Below are 15,618 nucleotides of genomic sequence, written 5' to 3'. Positions count from 1 at the left end.
GCCGGGCCCTAGGTAAAAAGCCCGGCCGCCAGGTTCACCGCGGCCGCCAGGATGACCGCATTGAACAGGAAGGCGACCAGCGCATGGATCAGCGTCAGCTGGCGCAGGAGCCGCGCGCTGACCGCCACATCCGAGGTCTGGAAGGTCATCCCGACGGTGAAGGCGAAATAGAGGAAGTCGCTGAACTCGGGCGGCCCCTCACCCTCCGGACCCTTCGGGAAATCGAGCCCTGCGCCGCCCATCTGCCAGTATTCATGGGCGTAGCGCACCGCGAAGAGGTGATGCACGAAGCCCCAGGACAGGGCGATGGTCAGCAGGGCCAGCGCCACCTGCTCTCCGCCCGGCTTGCCCTCGGCAGCATCGAGGTACCAGAGGACGGCGCCGAGCGAGGCGATGGCGGCGGCGAGGCTGGCGAACAACACGCCCGTCTCGCCTTCGTCCAATTGCTCCGCCCGGCGGCGGATGGATTGCGGCGTGGCGCGGCGCATCAGGGCGAAGGTCGGGATGGCCTGGCCGAGCACCGCGGCGCACCAGCCGAACAGCACCGCGCTCGGTCCGCTGATGCCGAACAGCCGGCAGCCCAGTCCGACCGCCAGTCCGAGCAGCGCCGCCGCGGCCAGGATCGGGCGGCGGCGCAGCCCGGCTGGGATCACGCCGCGGCCTGAAGCGCCCGGGCGAAGACCGCTGGATCGACATTGCCGCCGCTCAGCACGATGCCGCAGCAGCGGCCGCGCGCCGGCAGCTTGCCGGCCAGCAGCGCGGCCAGCGCCACTGCCCCGCCCGGCTCCACCACAAGCTTCAGATGGTCGAAGGCGAAGCGCATGGCACGCAGCACCTCCGCCGCCGTCACCGCCACGCCACCGGCCAGCAGGCGGCGGTTGATGGCGAAGGTCAGCACGCCCGGCTGCCGCGAGAGCAGCGAATCGCAGAATCCGTCGCCGCCCTCGGCGGGCAGGCGCTCGCCGGCTTCCAGGCTGCGGCGAGTGTCGTCCCAGCCCTCCGGCTCCGCCGCCCAGAGCTCGGTGCCCGGCGCCAGCGCCTCGGCCGCCAGGGCGCAGCCGGCGATCAGCCCGCCGCCGCCGGTGCAGACGGCCAGCAGCTCCGGCCGGAAGCCGGCGGCCCGGGCATCCTCGATCAACTCCAGCGCCACGGTACCCTGCCCGGCGATGACATGCGGATGGTCGAAGGGCGGGATGACCGTGGCGCCTCGCTCCGCCGCCAGCCGCACTGCCAGCGCCTCCCGGTCCTCGGCATGGCGGTCGAAGCGATGGATCGCGGCGCCCCAGCGGCGCGTGCTCTCGACCTTAATGGCGGGTGCGTCGGCCGGCATGGCGATCAACGCCGGCAGGCCGAGCATATGCGCCGCACAGGCCAGGGCCTGGCCGTGATTGCCCGAGGAATGCGTCACCACCCCGCCCTGCCGCGCCTCCGGCCCCAGCAGCAAGGCGGCATTGGTCGCGCCGCGCAGCTTGAAGCTGCCGGTGCGCTGCAAGGGCTCCGGCTTCACCAGGATGGTGCCGCCGCTCAGTTCATCGAGCAGCGGGTGGCGCAGGAGGGGGGTGTGGGTAACGCGGCCGGCGAGGCGCGCGGCGGCGGCCTCGACATCGGCGAAGCCGGGCAGTGGGGCGGGTTCCATGCACGCATGCTCGCCCCCCTGCCCGGCAACCGCAAGACGGGGATCAGGCCTGTGGATCGCCGCCCTTGCTGCCGTTCTCGCGCAAGGCCTGCAACGCCTCTTCGGCCTTCTCCTCGGGCACGAGGAGGGTGACCAGGATGCCGGCGCCGCCGCCTTCGCTGCGGAAGCCGTGATGGTCCTCGGACCGGCGATCCGTGGTGTGGGCCGAGACATTCTCGGCCCCGGCGGCCTGGACCTGGATCCGTTCCCGCTCATAGCCGAGGTGCTGAACGAGGGTTTCGACGGCGCGCTCGGCCTCGGCGCGGGAATCGAACAGGCCGGTGATGGTGCGCATCCTCGAGGGTTCCTTTTGGCTGCGATGCCCGCCCCAAACGGCCGGCCGAACCCCACGTTCCCGGCAGTTCCGTTCCTCCCCCGTTGTCAGCCGGGGGCGGAGATGCCTAACCTGCGGGCCGGGGCCGGGACAGGTCCGCGACAGGGAATGGTGCGGGCTGAACCGAAGCCCGCTGGGGAAGGACGACAAGGATGGCAGTCAAGGGAATGACCCGGCGCGGGGCACTGCGCGCGGGTGCCGGCGTGGTTGCGGCGGGCGCTCTCGGGGCGCCGATGGTGCATGCCCAGGGGACGGGCGGCAGTCTGCGGGTCGCCTTCTGGGATCACTGGGTCCCGACCGGCAACGACGCGATGCGCGCCCTGGTCAAGGACTGGAGCGAGAAGAACCGCGTCGATGTGACGCTGGACTTCATCAACACCACCGGCAACCAGCTTCAGCTCGCCGGTGCCGCCCAGGCCCAGTCGAAAAGCGGCCATGACATCATCTCCCTCGCCCCCTGGGATGTCGGCACCTATGCCAATGTGCTGGAGCCGGTGGACGACGTCATCAACCGCCTCATCGCGAAATACGGCCCGATCAACCAGGTTGCGGAATACCTGGCGAAGCGCGACGGCGCCTGGCGCGGCGTTCCCGCCGTCTCCGGCACCCAGAACAAGCCGGCCTGCGTCCGCTTCGACCTGATGCAGGAACATGCCGGGCTTGATGTGCGCGCCATGTGGCCGGCCAGCGGCGAGGCCGGGCCGGGCGCCGACCAATGGACCTGGGACACCTTCCTGACCGCGGCCGAGAAGTGCCACAAGGCCGGCTATTCCTTCGGCCTGCCGCTCGGCGCCTTCTCGGATGCCGTGGACTGGGTGGGTGCGCTGTTCCTGAGCTACGGCGCCTCCATGATGGATGAGAAGGGCAAGGTCACCGTCCGCGGCAACCAGAAGCTCCGCACCGTCATCGAATATGCCGTGCGCCTGTCGAAGGCGCTGCCGAATGATGTCTGGGCCTGGGACGACGCCTCGAACAACCGGGCGCTGATCTCCGGCAGGTCGGCACTGGTCTTCAACCCGCCCTCCGCCTGGGCGGTGGCGAAGCGCGACCAGCCGCAGGTGGCCGAGAAGTGCTGGACCATCCCGATGCCGGCCGGGCCGGAGGGGCGGTTCCTCGCCTATCTGCCCTGGACCTCGGGCATCTGGAATTTCGGCCGCAACAAGACGGCGGCGAAGGCGCTGCTGGAATTCCTCTCCGAGCGGTCCTCGGCCGAGGCGCTGACCAGCAAGACCAGCGGCTACGACATCCCGCCCTTCGCCAGCATGAGCGACTTCAAGATCTGGGAGACCGAGGGCCCGCCGACCGGCACGGTCTACAACTACCCGCTGAAGCCGCACCACAAGGCGAAGCCCTCCATCGCCTTCGCCCCGGCGCCCGGCGAATTCGCCGCCCAGATGTATGTCCAGGCGCTGAACACCAAGGTCATCGCCCGGGTTGCCCAGGGCGGCGACACGGTGGATCAGGCGCTGGGCTGGCTGGAACGTGAATTGAACACGATCGTCCGCGGCGGCTGACGATACCAAGGCGGGCGGCCCCGGCCGCCCGCCCCTTTCGGTGATTCCAGGAGTATCGCGCATGGCCGCGGACGGCACCCTCGTCGCCGGCGTACCGGCATCGGCCTCGACCGGCCGCGCCAATGGTCTGCAACGCTTCGCCCGACGGCGATCGACCATCGCCTTCCTGATGACGCTCCCGCTGATCGCGCTGATCGGTGGGCTGGTGGTCTATCCGGCCGGCTATGCCATGTGGCTCTCGACGCTGAACCGGCGGATGACGGCCAATATCGGCCTCGGCAATTTCGAGCTGCTGCTGGAGAACGACACCTTCCGCGCGGTCATCTGGCAATCCTGCATCTTCGCCGTCGGGGCCGTGGTGCTGAAGGCGCTGATCGGCTTCTGGCTGGCGCATATGCTGCACCACATCCCGGCCAAGGGGCAGCGCAAGTGGCGCGGCATGCTGCTGGTGCCCTGGGTCATCCCGCCGGCGCTGTCCACGCTCGGCTGGTGGTGGATGTTCGACCCGTCCTATTCCTCGATCAACTGGCTGCTGAGCATCTTTGCGGTGCCGGCCGTGCCCTGGCTGGGCGAGCCCTGGTGGGCGCGGCTCTCGGTCATCATGGTCAATGTCTGGTACGGCTCGCCCTTCTTCATGATCATGTATCTGGCGGCGCTGAAATCGGTGCCGGACCAGCTCTACGAAGCCGCCGCCATCGACGGCGCCACCGGCTGGCAGGGGCTGCGCTATGTGACGCTGCCGATGATGCAGAACATCATCTCGATCACCGTGCTGTTCAGCCTGATCGTGACCTTCGCCAATTACGACATCGTCCGGGTGCTCACGAATGGCGGGCCGCGCGACCTGACGCAGGTCTTCGCCTCCTATGCATTCCAGGTCGGCATCCTCTCCGGCAACCTGCCGCGCGGTGCGGCGGTCAGCCTCTTCATGTTCCCGGTGCTGGCGGTCTTCGCCTTCTTCATCCTGCGCGGCATCAACCGCCGCAACAAGGAGCAGATGTGATGTCGGCGAGCGCCGCCCCCGTCCCCGCCTCCTATACCGGGCGGAAGCTCGGCAGCCTGCGCGCCGAGCGGCGCTGGGCGCTGTGGACCGCCTATGCCTCGCTCATCGTGGCGGCGATCACTTTCCTGGCGCCGCCCTTCTACATGCTGGTCACCAGCCTGAAGAGCAGCGCCGAGATCTCGAACCTCTCGGGCAATCCCTGGATCGTCCGGGCGCCGACGCTCGAGAACTATATGGAGCTGATCGCCAACCCGCTGTTCCGCGGCTTCTTCGTCAACAGCGTCGTCATCACCGCCTGCGTCGTCGTCATCTCGATGGTGATCTCGGTGCTGGCGGCCTTCGCGCTGGCGCGGATGAAGTTCTGGGGCAGCCAGGCCCTGGCGACCGGCGTCTTCCTCACCTACCTGGTGCCGGACACGCTGCTGTTCATCCCGCTTTATCAGATCGTCGGCAGCCTCGGCCTGCTGAACTCGATCTGGGGCCTGATCCTGATCTACCCGACGCTCACGGTGCCCTTCTGCACCTGGATCATGATCGGCTACTTCGCCTCCATCCCGAAGGAGCTGGACGAGGCGGCGCTGATCGACGGTGCCAACTGGATGCAGATGCTGACGCGGATCTTCATTCCCGTGGCGCTGCCCGGCATCATCGCCGCGACGATTTTCGCCTTCACCGTCTCCTGGGCGGCCTTCGTCTACCCGACCGCCTTCGTCACCACGCCGGACCAGATGCCGCTGACCATCGGCGTCGTCTCGCAGCTCATCCGCGGCGACACCTTTGCCTGGGGCCAGATCATGGCCGGGGCGCTGATGGCGGCGCTGCCGCCGGTCGTCGTCTACGCCTTCCTGATGGACTACTACATCGCCGGCCTGACCGCCGGTGCGACGAAGGGATAAGGCCCCGCCATGGCACAGGTGCATCTCCGCAAGATCGTCAAGGAATACGAGGGCGGCGTCCAGGCGGTGAAGGGGATCGACCTCGACATCGCCGACCATGAATTCGTTGTGCTGGTCGGCCCCTCCGGCTGCGGGAAATCGACCACGCTGCGGATGATCGCGGGGCTCGAGGAGATCTCCGGCGGCGAGATCGATATCGGCGGCACCATCGTCAACGACGTGCCGCCGCGCGACCGGGACATCGCCATGGTGTTCCAGAACTACGCGCTCTATCCGCACATGACCGTCTACGACAACATGGCCTTTGGCCTGACCTTGCGGAAATTCGACAAGGCGGAGATCCGCCGCCGGGTCGAGAACGCGGCGAGGATCCTCGATATCGGCATGCTGCTCGACCGCAAGCCGAAGGCGCTCTCGGGCGGCCAGCGGCAGCGCGTCGCCATGGGCCGTGCCATCGTGCGCGACCCGAAGGTCTTCCTCTTCGACGAGCCGCTGTCGAATCTCGACGCCAAGCTGCGCGTGCAGATGCGGACCGAGATCAAGAAGGTCCACCAGACCGTCCGTACCACGACCGTCTATGTTACCCATGACCAGGTGGAGGCGATGACGCTCGCCGACCGCGTGGTGGTGATGAACCACGGCAAGATCGAGCAGGTCGGCCCGCCGCAGGAGCTCTACCATCATCCGCGGACGCGCTTTGTCGCCGGCTTTATCGGCAGCCCGTCAATGAATTTCATTCCCGCCCGGCTGGAAGAGGCCGGCTCAGGCCTCGTCGTCCGAATGACGGATCGGGCAGTGCTGCCGGTTCCGGCCGCCCGCACCGCCCGCTATGCGGCCCATCTGGGGCGGGACCTGCTCTTCGGCATCCGCCCGGAGCACCTGACTGAGCCGCACCCGAATGAGCACCGGCCGAACATCGCCCATTTCGAGGCCGCCCCCGAAGTCGTCGAGCCGATGGGAATGGAGACGCTGCTGCATTTCTGGGTCGAGGGGCATGAGATCTGCGCCCGCTTCGACCCGGCGGTGGAGGTCGCGCCGGGCAAGCTCGCCGCCATGGCTGTCGACATGGATCAGATGCATCTGATCGACCCGAAGACCGACCTCGTCCTGTAGCCGGGGCGCCGGGCGCGCGGTAGGATCGGGGCATGGCAAGCTATGAACCGGTGCTGATCGGCGCCCGCCCCCTCACCGCCCTCGTCGGCAATATCTTCCGTGCCTCCGGCTGCGACGCGGCCGAGGCGGACCGCATCGCCGAGCACCTGCTCGGCGCGAATCTCGCCGGGCATGACAGCCATGGCGTCGCCCGCGTGCCGCGCTATGTCGAATGGCAGCAGGCCGGCTATGTGGTGGCCGGCCAGCAGGCCGAGATCGTCACCGATGGCGGCGCCTTCGCCGTGCTCGACGGGCATTTCGGCTTCGGCCAGACGGTGGCGCCGCAGGCCGTGGCGCTCGGCATCGACCGCGCCCGGCAGCACGGCACCGCCATCGTCGCGCTGCGCAATGCCGGCCATGTCGGCCGCATCGGCGCCTATGCCGAACAGGCGATCGCCGCCGGGCTGATTTCGATCCATTTCGTCAATGTCGCCGGCAGCGTGCTGGTCGCGCCCTTCGGCGGGACGGAACGGCGCTTCTCCACCGCCCCCTTCTCGGTCGGCGTGCCGACCAGCCCGCCGGTGGTGCTCGATTTCGCCACCTCGCTGGTCGCCGAGGGCAAGGTGCTGGTCGCCTCCAATGGCGGCAAGGCGCTGCCGCCGGATGCGCTGATCGAACCGGATGGCCGCCTCTCGGGCGACCCGCATACCCTCTATGGCGAGTATGAGCAGGTGGGGCCGCGCAGCCCGGCCAACGGCCTCGGCGCCATCCGCGCCTTCGGCGAGCACAAGGGCAGCGGCCTCGCTTTCATGTGCGAGCTGCTGGCCGGCGCCTTCACCGGCGGTGGCTGTTCCGGCCCGATCGACGCCCGCGGCCGCATCGCCAATGGCATGCTCTCGATCTACATCTCGCCGCAGCATTTCGGCACCGAGGCGGAGTTCAAGAAGACCGCCGAGGATTACGTCACCTGGGTGAAGTCCTGCCGCCCCGCCGCCCCGGGCGGCGAGGTGCTGGCGCCCGGCGAGACCGAGGCGCGACTGAAGGCCGAGCGCCTGGCCAATGGCGTGCCGCTGCAGCCGGATACCTGGGCAGGCATCGTGCAATGCGCCCGCCAGCTCGGCGTGACTGTGCCGAATTGAGCGACGCGACCGCCGCGGCCCGCTATGGCCGCTACGCCGCCATCCGCCGGCGCATCCTGACCGAGGCTTCGCAGCGCATCCCGCTGGCGAGCCTCGCCCAGCAGGCGCGCGCCCTCTCGCTTTGGGACGGCAAGCAGGTGGCGCCGTCGGATGAGATGCAGCTCGCCGTGGTCTTCGATCTCGGCGTGCTCGATCCGCTGGGCGGGCATGGCCGCGGCATCGACCGCCAAGCCAAGGCCGAGGCGCCGGTGCCGAGCAGCGAGGAGTACCGGATGCTGGGGGCGCTCGCCACCGCCCCCTTCGGCCTCTGGCGCATCCTCGGCCCGCATCCCGAAGGCGGGGTCCGGGCCGAGAGCTTCCCGGATGGCGAGCCTCTGGTGATCTGGGACCGTTTCCTCGATCGCGGCCGGGCGCCCGGCGCGCTGATCGGCGCCCGCATCGCCCGACCCGAGGAGGACCTGCCGATGACCTGCGGCGCCGTGGTCTCGCTCGATTCCCGGGCGGTGGAGCGGCTGCTGCTGGGCACGCCGCCGGGGCGCGGCCCGGTCATCCCCACGCAGCCCCTGCCGGATGAAGGGCCGGCGCTGGAACGGCTGGTGGCCGAGCCGGCGGCGCGGCTCCGCCTCGCGGCGCTGGCGCGCAGCCCCGGCTTCGCCGCCATGGTCTACCGGGTGGCGATCGATCTCGGGCTGATGGGGCCGGTGGCGGGACGCACGCCGACCATCTGAGCCGCTTGCCGCGGCGGCACGTCCGGCTAGTCTCCCCGGCAACGAAGCCGAGGATACGATCCATGCGCCGCCTGCTGCTTGCCTTGCTGCTGCTCCTCGCCGCCGCGCCGGCATGGGCCTTCCCCGATCGTCCCATCACCCTGGCGACAGGCTATGCCCCGGGCGGGTCGACCGACATCGCTGCCCGGCTGCTGGCGGACCGGCTGGCCGCCAATCTCGGGCCCGAGGCACGGGTGGTGGTGGAGAACCGGCCCGGCGCCGCCGGGATTGTCGCCAGCGAATGGCTGCGGCGGCAGGCGCCGGATGGGCACACCATCATGCTGGTCGAGAGCTCCTCCCACGCCATCGCCCCGGCGGCGCTGGTGGGCGGCACGCGCTACAATCCCATCACGGATTTCTCGCATCTCGGCGTCATCGGCACCGCGCCGCTGCTGATGATCGTGAACAAGGACTTTCCAGCCACCACGGCGTCCGAAGTGCTTGCCCGGCTGCGCTCCGCCCCACCGGAAACATACGCCTACGCCACCTCCGGCGTTGGCACGATCGTGCATCTGGCGCCGGAGATGCTGGCGCTCGACCTCAAGACCCGATTCGTCCACATCCCCTATCGCAGCGGCGGGCAGATGCTGACGGCGATCTTCCAGGGCGAGGGGCAGTTCGGCATCGCCGTGCTGGCCTCCGCCGCGCAGCAGGTGCGGGACGGGATGGTGCGGGGCATCGCGGTCACGGGCAACCGCCGCTTCCCCTCCTTCCCCGACCTGCCGACGCTCGCCGAGGCGGGCGTGCCCGGCTACGACATCGCCACCTGGAACATCATCCTCGGCCCGCCCGGCATGCCGGCGCCGGTGCAGGCGGCGCTGAACCGGGCGCTGGCCGCTTCACTGGCCGAGCCGGCGCTGCAACAGCGGCTGCTGACGGCCGGCGTCGATGCCTGGACGGCGCCGAACGGCCCGGCCGATGCGCGGGCGTTCCTGGAGCGCGAGGTCGCCAAGTTCCGGGTCGTGGTGGAGCGGACCGGGGTGAAGCTGGAGCCCTGAGCCTAGGTCTTCTGCTGATCCGAAGGCGTGGCGGCCGGACCGACCAGCCGCCGGATCGCCGCCAGCATGGCCGGCGAATCCCAGGGCTGGTCGCCTTCCGCCCGCGCCCTCTCGCGCCCCTGGCGATCCACCACCAGCGTGGTCGGCAGGCCGCGGGCGCCGAGCGCCCGGCTCGCCGCCCCGCGCGGATCGAGCCAGAGGCCGAGCTGGCGGATCCCCTTGTCGCGGTAGAAGGGCTCGACCATCGCCTTGCCACCGCGGTCGGAGGAGAGCGCGAGGATCACCACTCCCTCCCCCGCCAGCGCCGCCTGGGCGCGGTCGAGGGCGGGCATCTCCGCCACGCAGGGCGGGCACCAGGTGGCCCAGAGATTGATCAGCAGCCCTTTGCCGGCGAAGTCGGCGAGTGTGTGCGGCTTGCCCTCGGCATCGGTGAAGCCGAATTCCGGTAGCGGCTTCGGGCCTGACTCCGCCAGCCCGGCCGCGAGGGCTTTGCGCCCGAAGGCCGCGCCCGCTAGGGTCCCGGCCGCCGCCAGGGCGATCGCCCGGCGGGTCGCAGGCAGTCCGGAAAGCGCAGCCATCGTGTCAAATCCCACCCCTGGCAACTCCCAATGGGGCGGCCGCTTCGCCGCCGGTCCCTCCGCCATCATGCAGGCGATCAACGCCTCGATCGGCTTCGACCGCAAGATGTGGCGCCAGGACATCCGCGGCAGCCTCGCCCATGCCGCCATGTTGTCCCGGGTCGGGATCATCTCAAGTGCGGACGAGGCGGCGATCCGGCAGGGGCTGGAAGCCATCGCGGCGCGGATCGAGGCTGGGGACTTCCCCTGGGACGAAGCCCTCGAAGACATCCATATGAATATCGAGGCGCGGCTGACCGAAGCCATCGGCGAGGCCGGCAAGCGCCTGCATACCGGTCGCAGCCGGAACGACCAGGTGGCGCTCGACGTCCGGCTCTGGGTCCGCGATGCCATCGACGGGCTGACCGGCCAGATCGAGGATGTCATGCGCGCCCTGGTTGAGCAGGCCGAGGCGCAGGCGGGGACGGTGATGCCGGGCTTCACCCATCTCCAGCCGGCCCAGCCGACCACCTTCGGCCATCACATGCTGGCCTATGTCGAGATGCTGTCCCGCGACCGCGGGCGGCTGGCCGATTGCCGGAAGCGGCTGAACGAGAGCCCGCTCGGCGCCGCCGCCCTCTGCGGCACCGGCTTCCCGATCGACCGGCACATGACGGCCGAGGCGCTCGGCTTCGACGGCCCGACGCGCAACAGCCTCGACGCCGTTGCCTCCCGCGACTTCGCCGCCGAATTCCTCTTCGCCTGCGCCATGTGCGCCACCCATCTCAGCCGCTTCGCCGAGGAGGTGGTGATCTGGACCAGCCCCTATTTCGGCTTCGTCAAGCTCTCGGATGCCTTCACCACCGGCTCCTCCATCATGCCGCAGAAGCGCAATCCGGATGCGGCCGAGCTGGTGCGCGGCAAGACCGGGCGGGTGATGGGCGCGCTGATCGGCATGCTGACGGTGCTGAAGGGCCTGCCGCTGACCTATGGCAAGGACATGCAGGAGGACAAGGAAGGCCTGTTCGACGCGGCCGAGACCATGACCCTTTGCCTCGCCGCGACGGCCGGCATGGTCCGCGACATGAAGCCGGATGCCGCGCGCCTGCGGGAAGCGGCGGGGGCCGGCTTCTCCACTGCGACCGACCTCGCCGACTGGCTGGTGCGGGAGCTGAAGATGCCCTTCCGCGATGCCCACCACGTCACCGGCCGGCTGGTCGCCAAGGCCGAAGCCAAGGGCACCGACCTCGCGGGCCTGACGCTGGCCGAGATGCAGGCCGAGGAGCCGCGCATCACCGACGGCGTCTTCGGCGTGCTGAGCGTCGAGGCCTCGGTCGCCTCCCGCGCCTGCTATGGCGGCACCGCGCCCGAGAATGTCCGGCGGATGGCGGCCGAGTGGCGGGAGCGGCTGGCGTGATCCGCCCCCTGCTGGCCCTGCTGGCGCTGCTGCCGCTCCTCGGCTGCGGCCGGGCCGGGCCGCCGCATGCGCCGGGGCCGAGGGAGCAGCTCATCTACCCCCGCGCCTATCCGAAGCCTCCGCCGCCGCCAGTGGCAGGCGAAACCAACTCCCGCTAGGGCGCAACCGCGCCCGATCCCCGGCCGTTCCTCCGCGCAGGAGGACACGGCATGCGGATTCACCACCTCGATTGCGGCCCCGCCCGACCGTTCGGCGGCGCCCTCATGGATGGCGCCAGTCCTGGCGCGGTCGGCCGGCTGAGCTGCCACTGCCTGGCGATCGAGACCGACAGGGACGGCATCGTCCTGGTCGATACCGGCCTCGGCCTCCGGGACATGGCGCGGCCCTGGTCGCGGCTGCCGGCAGTGAATACGGCGCTGCTGCGCTTCCGCTTCGACCCCGACCGCACCATGCTGCGGCACCTGCGCCGGCTGGGCCATTCGCCGCATGATGTCCGGCATATCATCATGACCCATCTCGATTTCGACCATGCCGGCGGGCTGGTCGATTTTCCGCATGCCACCGTCCACCTGATGGAGTCGGAAGCGAAGCGGGCGCGCAGCCGGCCAACCTGGCTCGACCGCATGCGCTACCGCCCGGCGCAATGGGGCGATACGCGGCGCTGGCAGCTCTATTCCGACCGGACCAGCGGCCGCTGGTTCGGCTTCGATGCGGTGACCGAGATGGAAGGATTGCCGCCGGAGTTCCTGCTGGTGCCGCTGCCGGGCCATACGCCGGGCCATGCCGGCGTCGCCATCGAGGGCCCGCGCGGCTGGATGCTGCATGCGGCGGACAGCTACTTCAACCGCGCCGAGATCCACTCCCCCCTCCCCGGCTGCCCGCCGGGGGCCGCGGCCTATGAGCGGGTGATGGCCTGGGATGCGCGGCTGGCCTGGGCCAACCAGGCGCGGCTGCGCAGCCTGCTGGCCGAGCCAGACAGCTCCCTCGCCGTCTTCTGCACCCATGACCCGGTCGAATATGTGGCGATGGCGGTCTGGCAGGGGAATGCGCCCGCCGCGGCCCAAGATCGGCAGGTGGCGAGCGCCGCCTGATGGGGCTAGCCTTCCTCCACCCGATTGGAGGGGAGGAAGGCTTGGCACGCCATGTCGTTGCCGCGGTCGGCGAGATTCCGCCGGGAGGGCGCAAGCTGGTCGAGGTGCGGGGACGGCCGATCGCCCTCTTCCGCCTCGGCGAGGAGTATTTCGCCCTCTCGGACCGTTGCCCGCATGAGGGCGGCAGCCTCTGCGCCGGCCGCCTCACCGGCCTCGTCCGCTCCTCCGAGCCGGGGCGCTACGAATATTCGCGGCCGCAGGAGATGCTCGCCTGTTCCTGGCATGGCTGGGAGTTCGACATCCGCACCGGCCAGAGTTACTGCGACCCCGACAGCATCCGCGCCCGCAGCTACCCCGTGAGCGTCGAGCCGGGCGAGGCGCTGGCCAAGGGCCCTTTCGTCGCCGAGACCTTCCCGGTTTCGGTCGATGGCCAATACATCCTGGTGGAGATCTGATCGCCCATGGCCGAATGGCACCGCGTCGCCGAGGAAGGCGACCTCGCCGAGAACATGCCGCTGCCGGTCCGCCTCGGCGATCTCTGCATCGCCGTGGTGCGGCTGCAGGATGGCATCTTCGCGGTCAACGACATTTGCACGCATGAATATGCGCTGCTGTCGGATGGCTATTGCGAGGACGGCAAGCTGGAATGCCCGCTGCACCAGGCCTGCTTCGACATCCGCACCGGCGCCGCCCTGAACGAGCCGGCGGAGGTCCCCGTCGCCACCTACCGGGTGAAGGTCGAGGGCGGCGGGGTCTTCGTCGAGGTCTAGAGCATGATCGCCGAAGGCTGGAACAGCCGGAGGCGTGCATCATGCGACCAAACAAAAGCCTGGACCATGATCCGCGATCCAGTGATCGCGGATCATGGTCCAGGCCTCAGCCGAAGCGGTTGGACTTCGGGAAGCCGTTCGGCGGCATCTTGCCGGCGCCGGCGCGGTTGCCGCGCCAGGGGGCAAGATCCGTCTCCACCCGGATGCGTTCGCCGAGCCGCCAGCTCAGCCCTTCCTTCCGGACGAAGACCTTGGCATCGGCCAGCCCGCCTTCCTTGTAGGATTGCAGCTGGACGCCGCGGCCGCGCGTCATCTCCGGCACCTGGTCGAGCGGGAAGAGCAGCAGCTTCCGGTTCTCGCCGATGATGGCGATCATGTCGCCCTCGGCCCGGATGCAGACCGCCGCTTCCTTCCCCGGCTCCAGCACCAGCACCTGCTTGCCGGTGCGCTTCTCGGCCAGGAGCTCGGCGCCCGGGACCAGGAAGCCGCGGCCATCCTGGCTGGCGACGAGGTAGCGGGCGCCCTCCACCGGCAGGAAGAGCTCCAGCACGGCATCCTCATTGGTCATCTCGACCATCAGCCGCACCGGCTGGCCATCGCCGCGGCCGCGCGGGATCGCCTCGGCCTTCAGCGTATAGGCGCGGCCATTGGTGGCGAAGAGGATGAGGCGGTCGGTGCTCTGCGCATGCACCATGCGGTGCAGCGCATCGCCCTCCTTGAAGCGGAGCTCGGCATCCTCGGGCAGGTGGCCCTTCTGGGCGCGGATCCAGCCCTTCTCGGACAAAATCACGGTGATCGGCTCGCGCTCGACGAAGGCGCTCTCGTCGACCGCGACTGCCGGAACCGCACCGCCCGAGACGGTACGCCGCGCGCCGAGCGCGCCATCGCCGAAGGCCTTGCGGGTCTCCTCGATCTCGGCCTCCAGCGCCTTCCAGCGCTTCGCCTCGGAGCCCATGAGGCCCTGCAGCGCCTTCTGCTCCTTGCTGAGCTTCGTATGCTCGCGCCGGATCTCCATCTCCTCCAGCTTGCGCAGGGCGCGCAGCCGCATGTCGAGGATGGCATTCGCCTGCAACTCGGTCAGCGAGAAGGTCGCCATCAGCGCCTCCTTCGGCTTGTCCTCCTCGCGGACGATGCGGATGACCTCGTCGAGGTTCAGGTAGACGATCAGGTAGCCATCGAGAATCTCCAGCCGCCGCGCGATGGCGGCCAGCCGGTGCTCGGTGCGGCGGACCAGCACGACATGGCGGTGGTCCAGCCAGGCGCGCAGCACCTCCTTGAGGCTCATCACCCGCGGCGTGCGGTCGGCATCGAGCACGTTGAGGTTCAGCGGGATGCGATTCTCGAGCTGGGTGGCGCGGAACATCGTCTCCATCAGCACCGCCGCATCGACATTGCGCGTCTTCGGCTCGATGACGATGCGGACCTTGTCCGTGCTCTCGTCGCGGATATCGCCGAGCAGCGGGAGCTTCTTCTCCTCCAGCAGTTGGGCGATCTGCTCGATCAGCTTCGCCTTGGCGACCTGGTAGGGGATCTCCTCGATGATGATCTGGTAGGCGCCGAGCTTGCCCTCTTCCTTCCGCCAGCGGGCGCGCACCCGGAAGCCGCCGCGGCCGGTGGCATAGGCCTCGCGCAGCGCCTCGGCGCTTTCGACCAGCACGCCGCCGGTCGGGAAGTCGGGGCCCTGGATATGGCGGAGCAGGTCGTCGATTTCCGCCTTCGGGTTGCGGATCAGTTCCAGCGCGGCGCCGCAGAGCTCGCCGGCATTGTGCGGCGGGATGCTGGTCGCCATGCCGACCGCGATGCCGGTCGCGCCATTGGCCAGCAGGTTCGGGAAGGCGGCCGGCAGCACCACCGGCTCCTGCTCCTCGCCGTCATAGGTCTGGCGGAAATCGACGGCATTCTCGTCGATGCCCTGGAGCAGCGCTTCGGCGACGGTGGTCAGCCGCGCCTCGGTGTAGCGCATGGCCGCGGCGTTATCGCCGTCGATATTGCCGAAATTCCCCTGCCCATCGACCAGCGGGTAGCGGGCCGCGAAGTCCTGCGCCTGGCGCACCAGCGCCTCGTAGATCGAGGCATCGCCATGCGGGTGGTATTTGCCCATCACGTCGCCGACGATGCGGGCGCATTTCTTGAAGCCCGCATCGGGGTCGAGCTTCAGCTGGTGCATGGCCCAGAGCAGCCGGCGATGGACCGGCTTCAGCCCGTCCCGCACATCCGGGAGGGAGCGGGACATGATGGTCGAGAGGGCATAGGCCAGGTAGCGCTCGGAGAGCGCATCGGCCAGGCGGGTGTCGCGCATCCCGCCGCCATCCGGGGCGCCGGGCAGGGTCTTGATGTCGTCGGGCATGGCGTTTTTCTGGATTTG

General features: G+C 69.6%; 17 protein-coding genes. 12 read left to right on the top strand and 5 right to left on the bottom strand.

The window, feature by feature from the left end:
• Positions 1-8: 8 nt before the first annotated feature.
• The 3 genes from JMJ55_RS02550 to JMJ55_RS02540 are packed head-to-tail and all read right to left on the bottom strand — an operon-like array spanning position 9 to position 1,970.
• Positions 9-653, bottom strand: a complete 645-nt coding sequence (locus JMJ55_RS02550) for a DUF1345 domain-containing protein (protein WP_202823911.1) — start codon at positions 651-653, stop codon at positions 9-11.
• Positions 650-1,636, bottom strand: a complete 987-nt coding sequence (locus JMJ55_RS02545; protein WP_202823910.1) for a threonine ammonia-lyase — start codon at positions 1,634-1,636, stop codon at positions 650-652. Before JMJ55_RS02545 ends, JMJ55_RS02550 begins: the two co-directional genes overlap by 4 nt.
• 43 nt (positions 1,637-1,679) lie before the next feature.
• Positions 1,680-1,970, bottom strand: a complete 291-nt coding sequence (locus tag JMJ55_RS02540) for a hypothetical protein (protein WP_202823909.1) — start codon at positions 1,968-1,970, stop codon at positions 1,680-1,682.
• A gap of 191 nt (positions 1,971-2,161) precedes the next feature.
• Between JMJ55_RS02540 and JMJ55_RS02535 the strand changes: the two genes are divergently transcribed.
• From JMJ55_RS02535 to JMJ55_RS02505, 7 genes are all read left to right on the top strand, one after another.
• The gene (locus JMJ55_RS02535; protein WP_202823908.1) at positions 2,162-3,523 is read left to right on the top strand and encodes an ABC transporter substrate-binding protein; all 1,362 of its coding nucleotides are present in this window, start codon (positions 2,162-2,164) and stop codon (positions 3,521-3,523) included.
• A 61-nt stretch (positions 3,524-3,584) separates the two neighbouring features.
• Positions 3,585-4,526 (top strand): carbohydrate ABC transporter permease, encoded by a 942-nt coding sequence (locus JMJ55_RS02530; RefSeq protein WP_202823907.1) that lies wholly within the window; start codon positions 3,585-3,587, stop codon positions 4,524-4,526.
• Positions 4,526-5,422 (top strand): carbohydrate ABC transporter permease, encoded by an 897-nt coding sequence (locus tag JMJ55_RS02525; RefSeq protein WP_202823906.1) that lies wholly within the window; start codon positions 4,526-4,528, stop codon positions 5,420-5,422. The genes JMJ55_RS02530 and JMJ55_RS02525 overlap by 1 nt, the downstream gene beginning before the upstream one ends.
• A 9-nt stretch (positions 5,423-5,431) precedes the next feature.
• Positions 5,432-6,535 (top strand): ABC transporter ATP-binding protein, encoded by a 1,104-nt coding sequence (locus JMJ55_RS02520; protein ID WP_202823905.1) that lies wholly within the window; start codon positions 5,432-5,434, stop codon positions 6,533-6,535.
• 32 nt (positions 6,536-6,567) lie between these two features.
• Positions 6,568-7,653 (top strand): malate/lactate/ureidoglycolate dehydrogenase, encoded by a 1,086-nt coding sequence (locus JMJ55_RS02515; RefSeq protein WP_202823904.1) that lies wholly within the window; start codon positions 6,568-6,570, stop codon positions 7,651-7,653.
• The gene (locus JMJ55_RS02510) at positions 7,650-8,381 is read left to right on the top strand and encodes a hypothetical protein (RefSeq protein ID WP_202823903.1); all 732 of its coding nucleotides are present in this window, start codon (positions 7,650-7,652) and stop codon (positions 8,379-8,381) included. The genes JMJ55_RS02515 and JMJ55_RS02510 overlap by 4 nt, the downstream gene beginning before the upstream one ends.
• A gap of 62 nt (positions 8,382-8,443) precedes the next feature.
• Positions 8,444-9,418, top strand: coding sequence for a Bug family tripartite tricarboxylate transporter substrate binding protein (locus JMJ55_RS02505; RefSeq protein WP_202823902.1), 975 nt, complete (start codon positions 8,444-8,446; stop codon positions 9,416-9,418).
• Between the two features lie 2 nt (positions 9,419-9,420).
• Here JMJ55_RS02505 and JMJ55_RS02500 read toward each other — a convergent pair whose 3' ends face one another.
• Positions 9,421-9,996 carry a TlpA family protein disulfide reductase gene (locus tag JMJ55_RS02500; RefSeq protein WP_202823901.1) on the bottom strand — a complete coding sequence of 192 codons (576 nt, stop codon included), beginning with the start codon at positions 9,994-9,996 and terminating at the stop codon, positions 9,421-9,423.
• Between the two features lies 1 nt (position 9,997).
• Between JMJ55_RS02500 and argH the strand changes: the two genes are divergently transcribed.
• From argH to JMJ55_RS02475, 5 genes are read left to right on the top strand one after another with little or no spacing between them, the layout of a single operon-like run.
• Positions 9,998-11,392: an argininosuccinate lyase gene (gene argH / locus JMJ55_RS02495; RefSeq protein WP_328702559.1), complete on the top strand. Its 1,395-nt coding sequence runs from the start codon at positions 9,998-10,000 to the stop codon at positions 11,390-11,392.
• Positions 11,389-11,550 carry a hypothetical protein gene (locus JMJ55_RS02490; RefSeq protein WP_202823900.1) on the top strand — a complete coding sequence of 54 codons (162 nt, stop codon included), beginning with the start codon at positions 11,389-11,391 and terminating at the stop codon, positions 11,548-11,550. Before argH ends, JMJ55_RS02490 begins: the two co-directional genes overlap by 4 nt.
• A 51-nt stretch (positions 11,551-11,601) precedes the next feature.
• Positions 11,602-12,483: an MBL fold metallo-hydrolase gene (locus JMJ55_RS02485; RefSeq protein WP_202823899.1), complete on the top strand. Its 882-nt coding sequence runs from the start codon at positions 11,602-11,604 to the stop codon at positions 12,481-12,483.
• Between the two features lie 41 nt (positions 12,484-12,524).
• A complete protein-coding gene (locus tag JMJ55_RS02480) occupies positions 12,525-12,938 on the top strand; it encodes a Rieske (2Fe-2S) protein (RefSeq protein ID WP_202823898.1) in 414 nt (137 codons plus the stop codon).
• Positions 12,939-12,944: 6 nt separating this feature from the next.
• On the top strand, positions 12,945-13,253 hold the full coding sequence (locus JMJ55_RS02475; RefSeq protein WP_202823897.1) for a non-heme iron oxygenase ferredoxin subunit: 309 nt from the start codon (positions 12,945-12,947) through the stop codon (positions 13,251-13,253).
• Between the two features lie 106 nt (positions 13,254-13,359).
• On the opposite strand, the gene parC is transcribed toward JMJ55_RS02475, so the two are convergent.
• Positions 13,360-15,600 (bottom strand): DNA topoisomerase IV subunit A, encoded by a 2,241-nt coding sequence (parC, locus tag JMJ55_RS02470; RefSeq protein ID WP_202823896.1) that lies wholly within the window; start codon positions 15,598-15,600, stop codon positions 13,360-13,362.
• Positions 15,601-15,618 lie beyond the last annotated feature (18 nt).

The sequence above is a fragment of the Belnapia mucosa genome (genome assembly GCF_016775475.1).
Lineage (GTDB): Bacteria > Pseudomonadota > Alphaproteobacteria > Acetobacterales > Acetobacteraceae > Belnapia > Belnapia mucosa.
The sequence above is the reverse complement of the archived record's forward strand: the minus strand, read 5'-3'. Positions and strand labels throughout refer to the sequence as shown.

Excerpts from the sequence above, each read along its gene's own strand:
- JMJ55_RS02540 (WP_202823909.1), bottom strand. The coding sequence starts at position 1,970 with ATGCGCACCATCACCGGCCTGTTCGATTCCCGCGCCGAGGCCGAGCGC.
- parC (WP_202823896.1), bottom strand. The coding sequence starts at position 15,600 with ATGCCCGACGACATCAAGACCCTGCCCGGCGCCCCGGATGGCGGCGGG.
- JMJ55_RS02485 (WP_202823899.1), top strand. The coding sequence starts at position 11,602 with ATGCGGATTCACCACCTCGATTGCGGCCCCGCCCGACCGTTCGGCGGC.
- JMJ55_RS02545 (WP_202823910.1), bottom strand. The coding sequence starts at position 1,636 with ATGGAACCCGCCCCACTGCCCGGCTTCGCCGATGTCGAGGCCGCCGCC.
- JMJ55_RS02535 (WP_202823908.1), top strand. The coding sequence starts at position 2,162 with ATGGCAGTCAAGGGAATGACCCGGCGCGGGGCACTGCGCGCGGGTGCC.
- JMJ55_RS02475 (WP_202823897.1), top strand. The coding sequence starts at position 12,945 with ATGGCCGAATGGCACCGCGTCGCCGAGGAAGGCGACCTCGCCGAGAAC.
- JMJ55_RS02525 (WP_202823906.1), top strand. The coding sequence starts at position 4,526 with ATGTCGGCGAGCGCCGCCCCCGTCCCCGCCTCCTATACCGGGCGGAAG.
- JMJ55_RS02530 (WP_202823907.1), top strand. The coding sequence starts at position 3,585 with ATGGCCGCGGACGGCACCCTCGTCGCCGGCGTACCGGCATCGGCCTCG.
- JMJ55_RS02515 (WP_202823904.1), top strand. The coding sequence starts at position 6,568 with ATGGCAAGCTATGAACCGGTGCTGATCGGCGCCCGCCCCCTCACCGCC.
- JMJ55_RS02520 (WP_202823905.1), top strand. The coding sequence starts at position 5,432 with ATGGCACAGGTGCATCTCCGCAAGATCGTCAAGGAATACGAGGGCGGC.
- JMJ55_RS02505 (WP_202823902.1), top strand. The coding sequence starts at position 8,444 with ATGCGCCGCCTGCTGCTTGCCTTGCTGCTGCTCCTCGCCGCCGCGCCG.
- JMJ55_RS02500 (WP_202823901.1), bottom strand. The coding sequence starts at position 9,996 with ATGGCTGCGCTTTCCGGACTGCCTGCGACCCGCCGGGCGATCGCCCTG.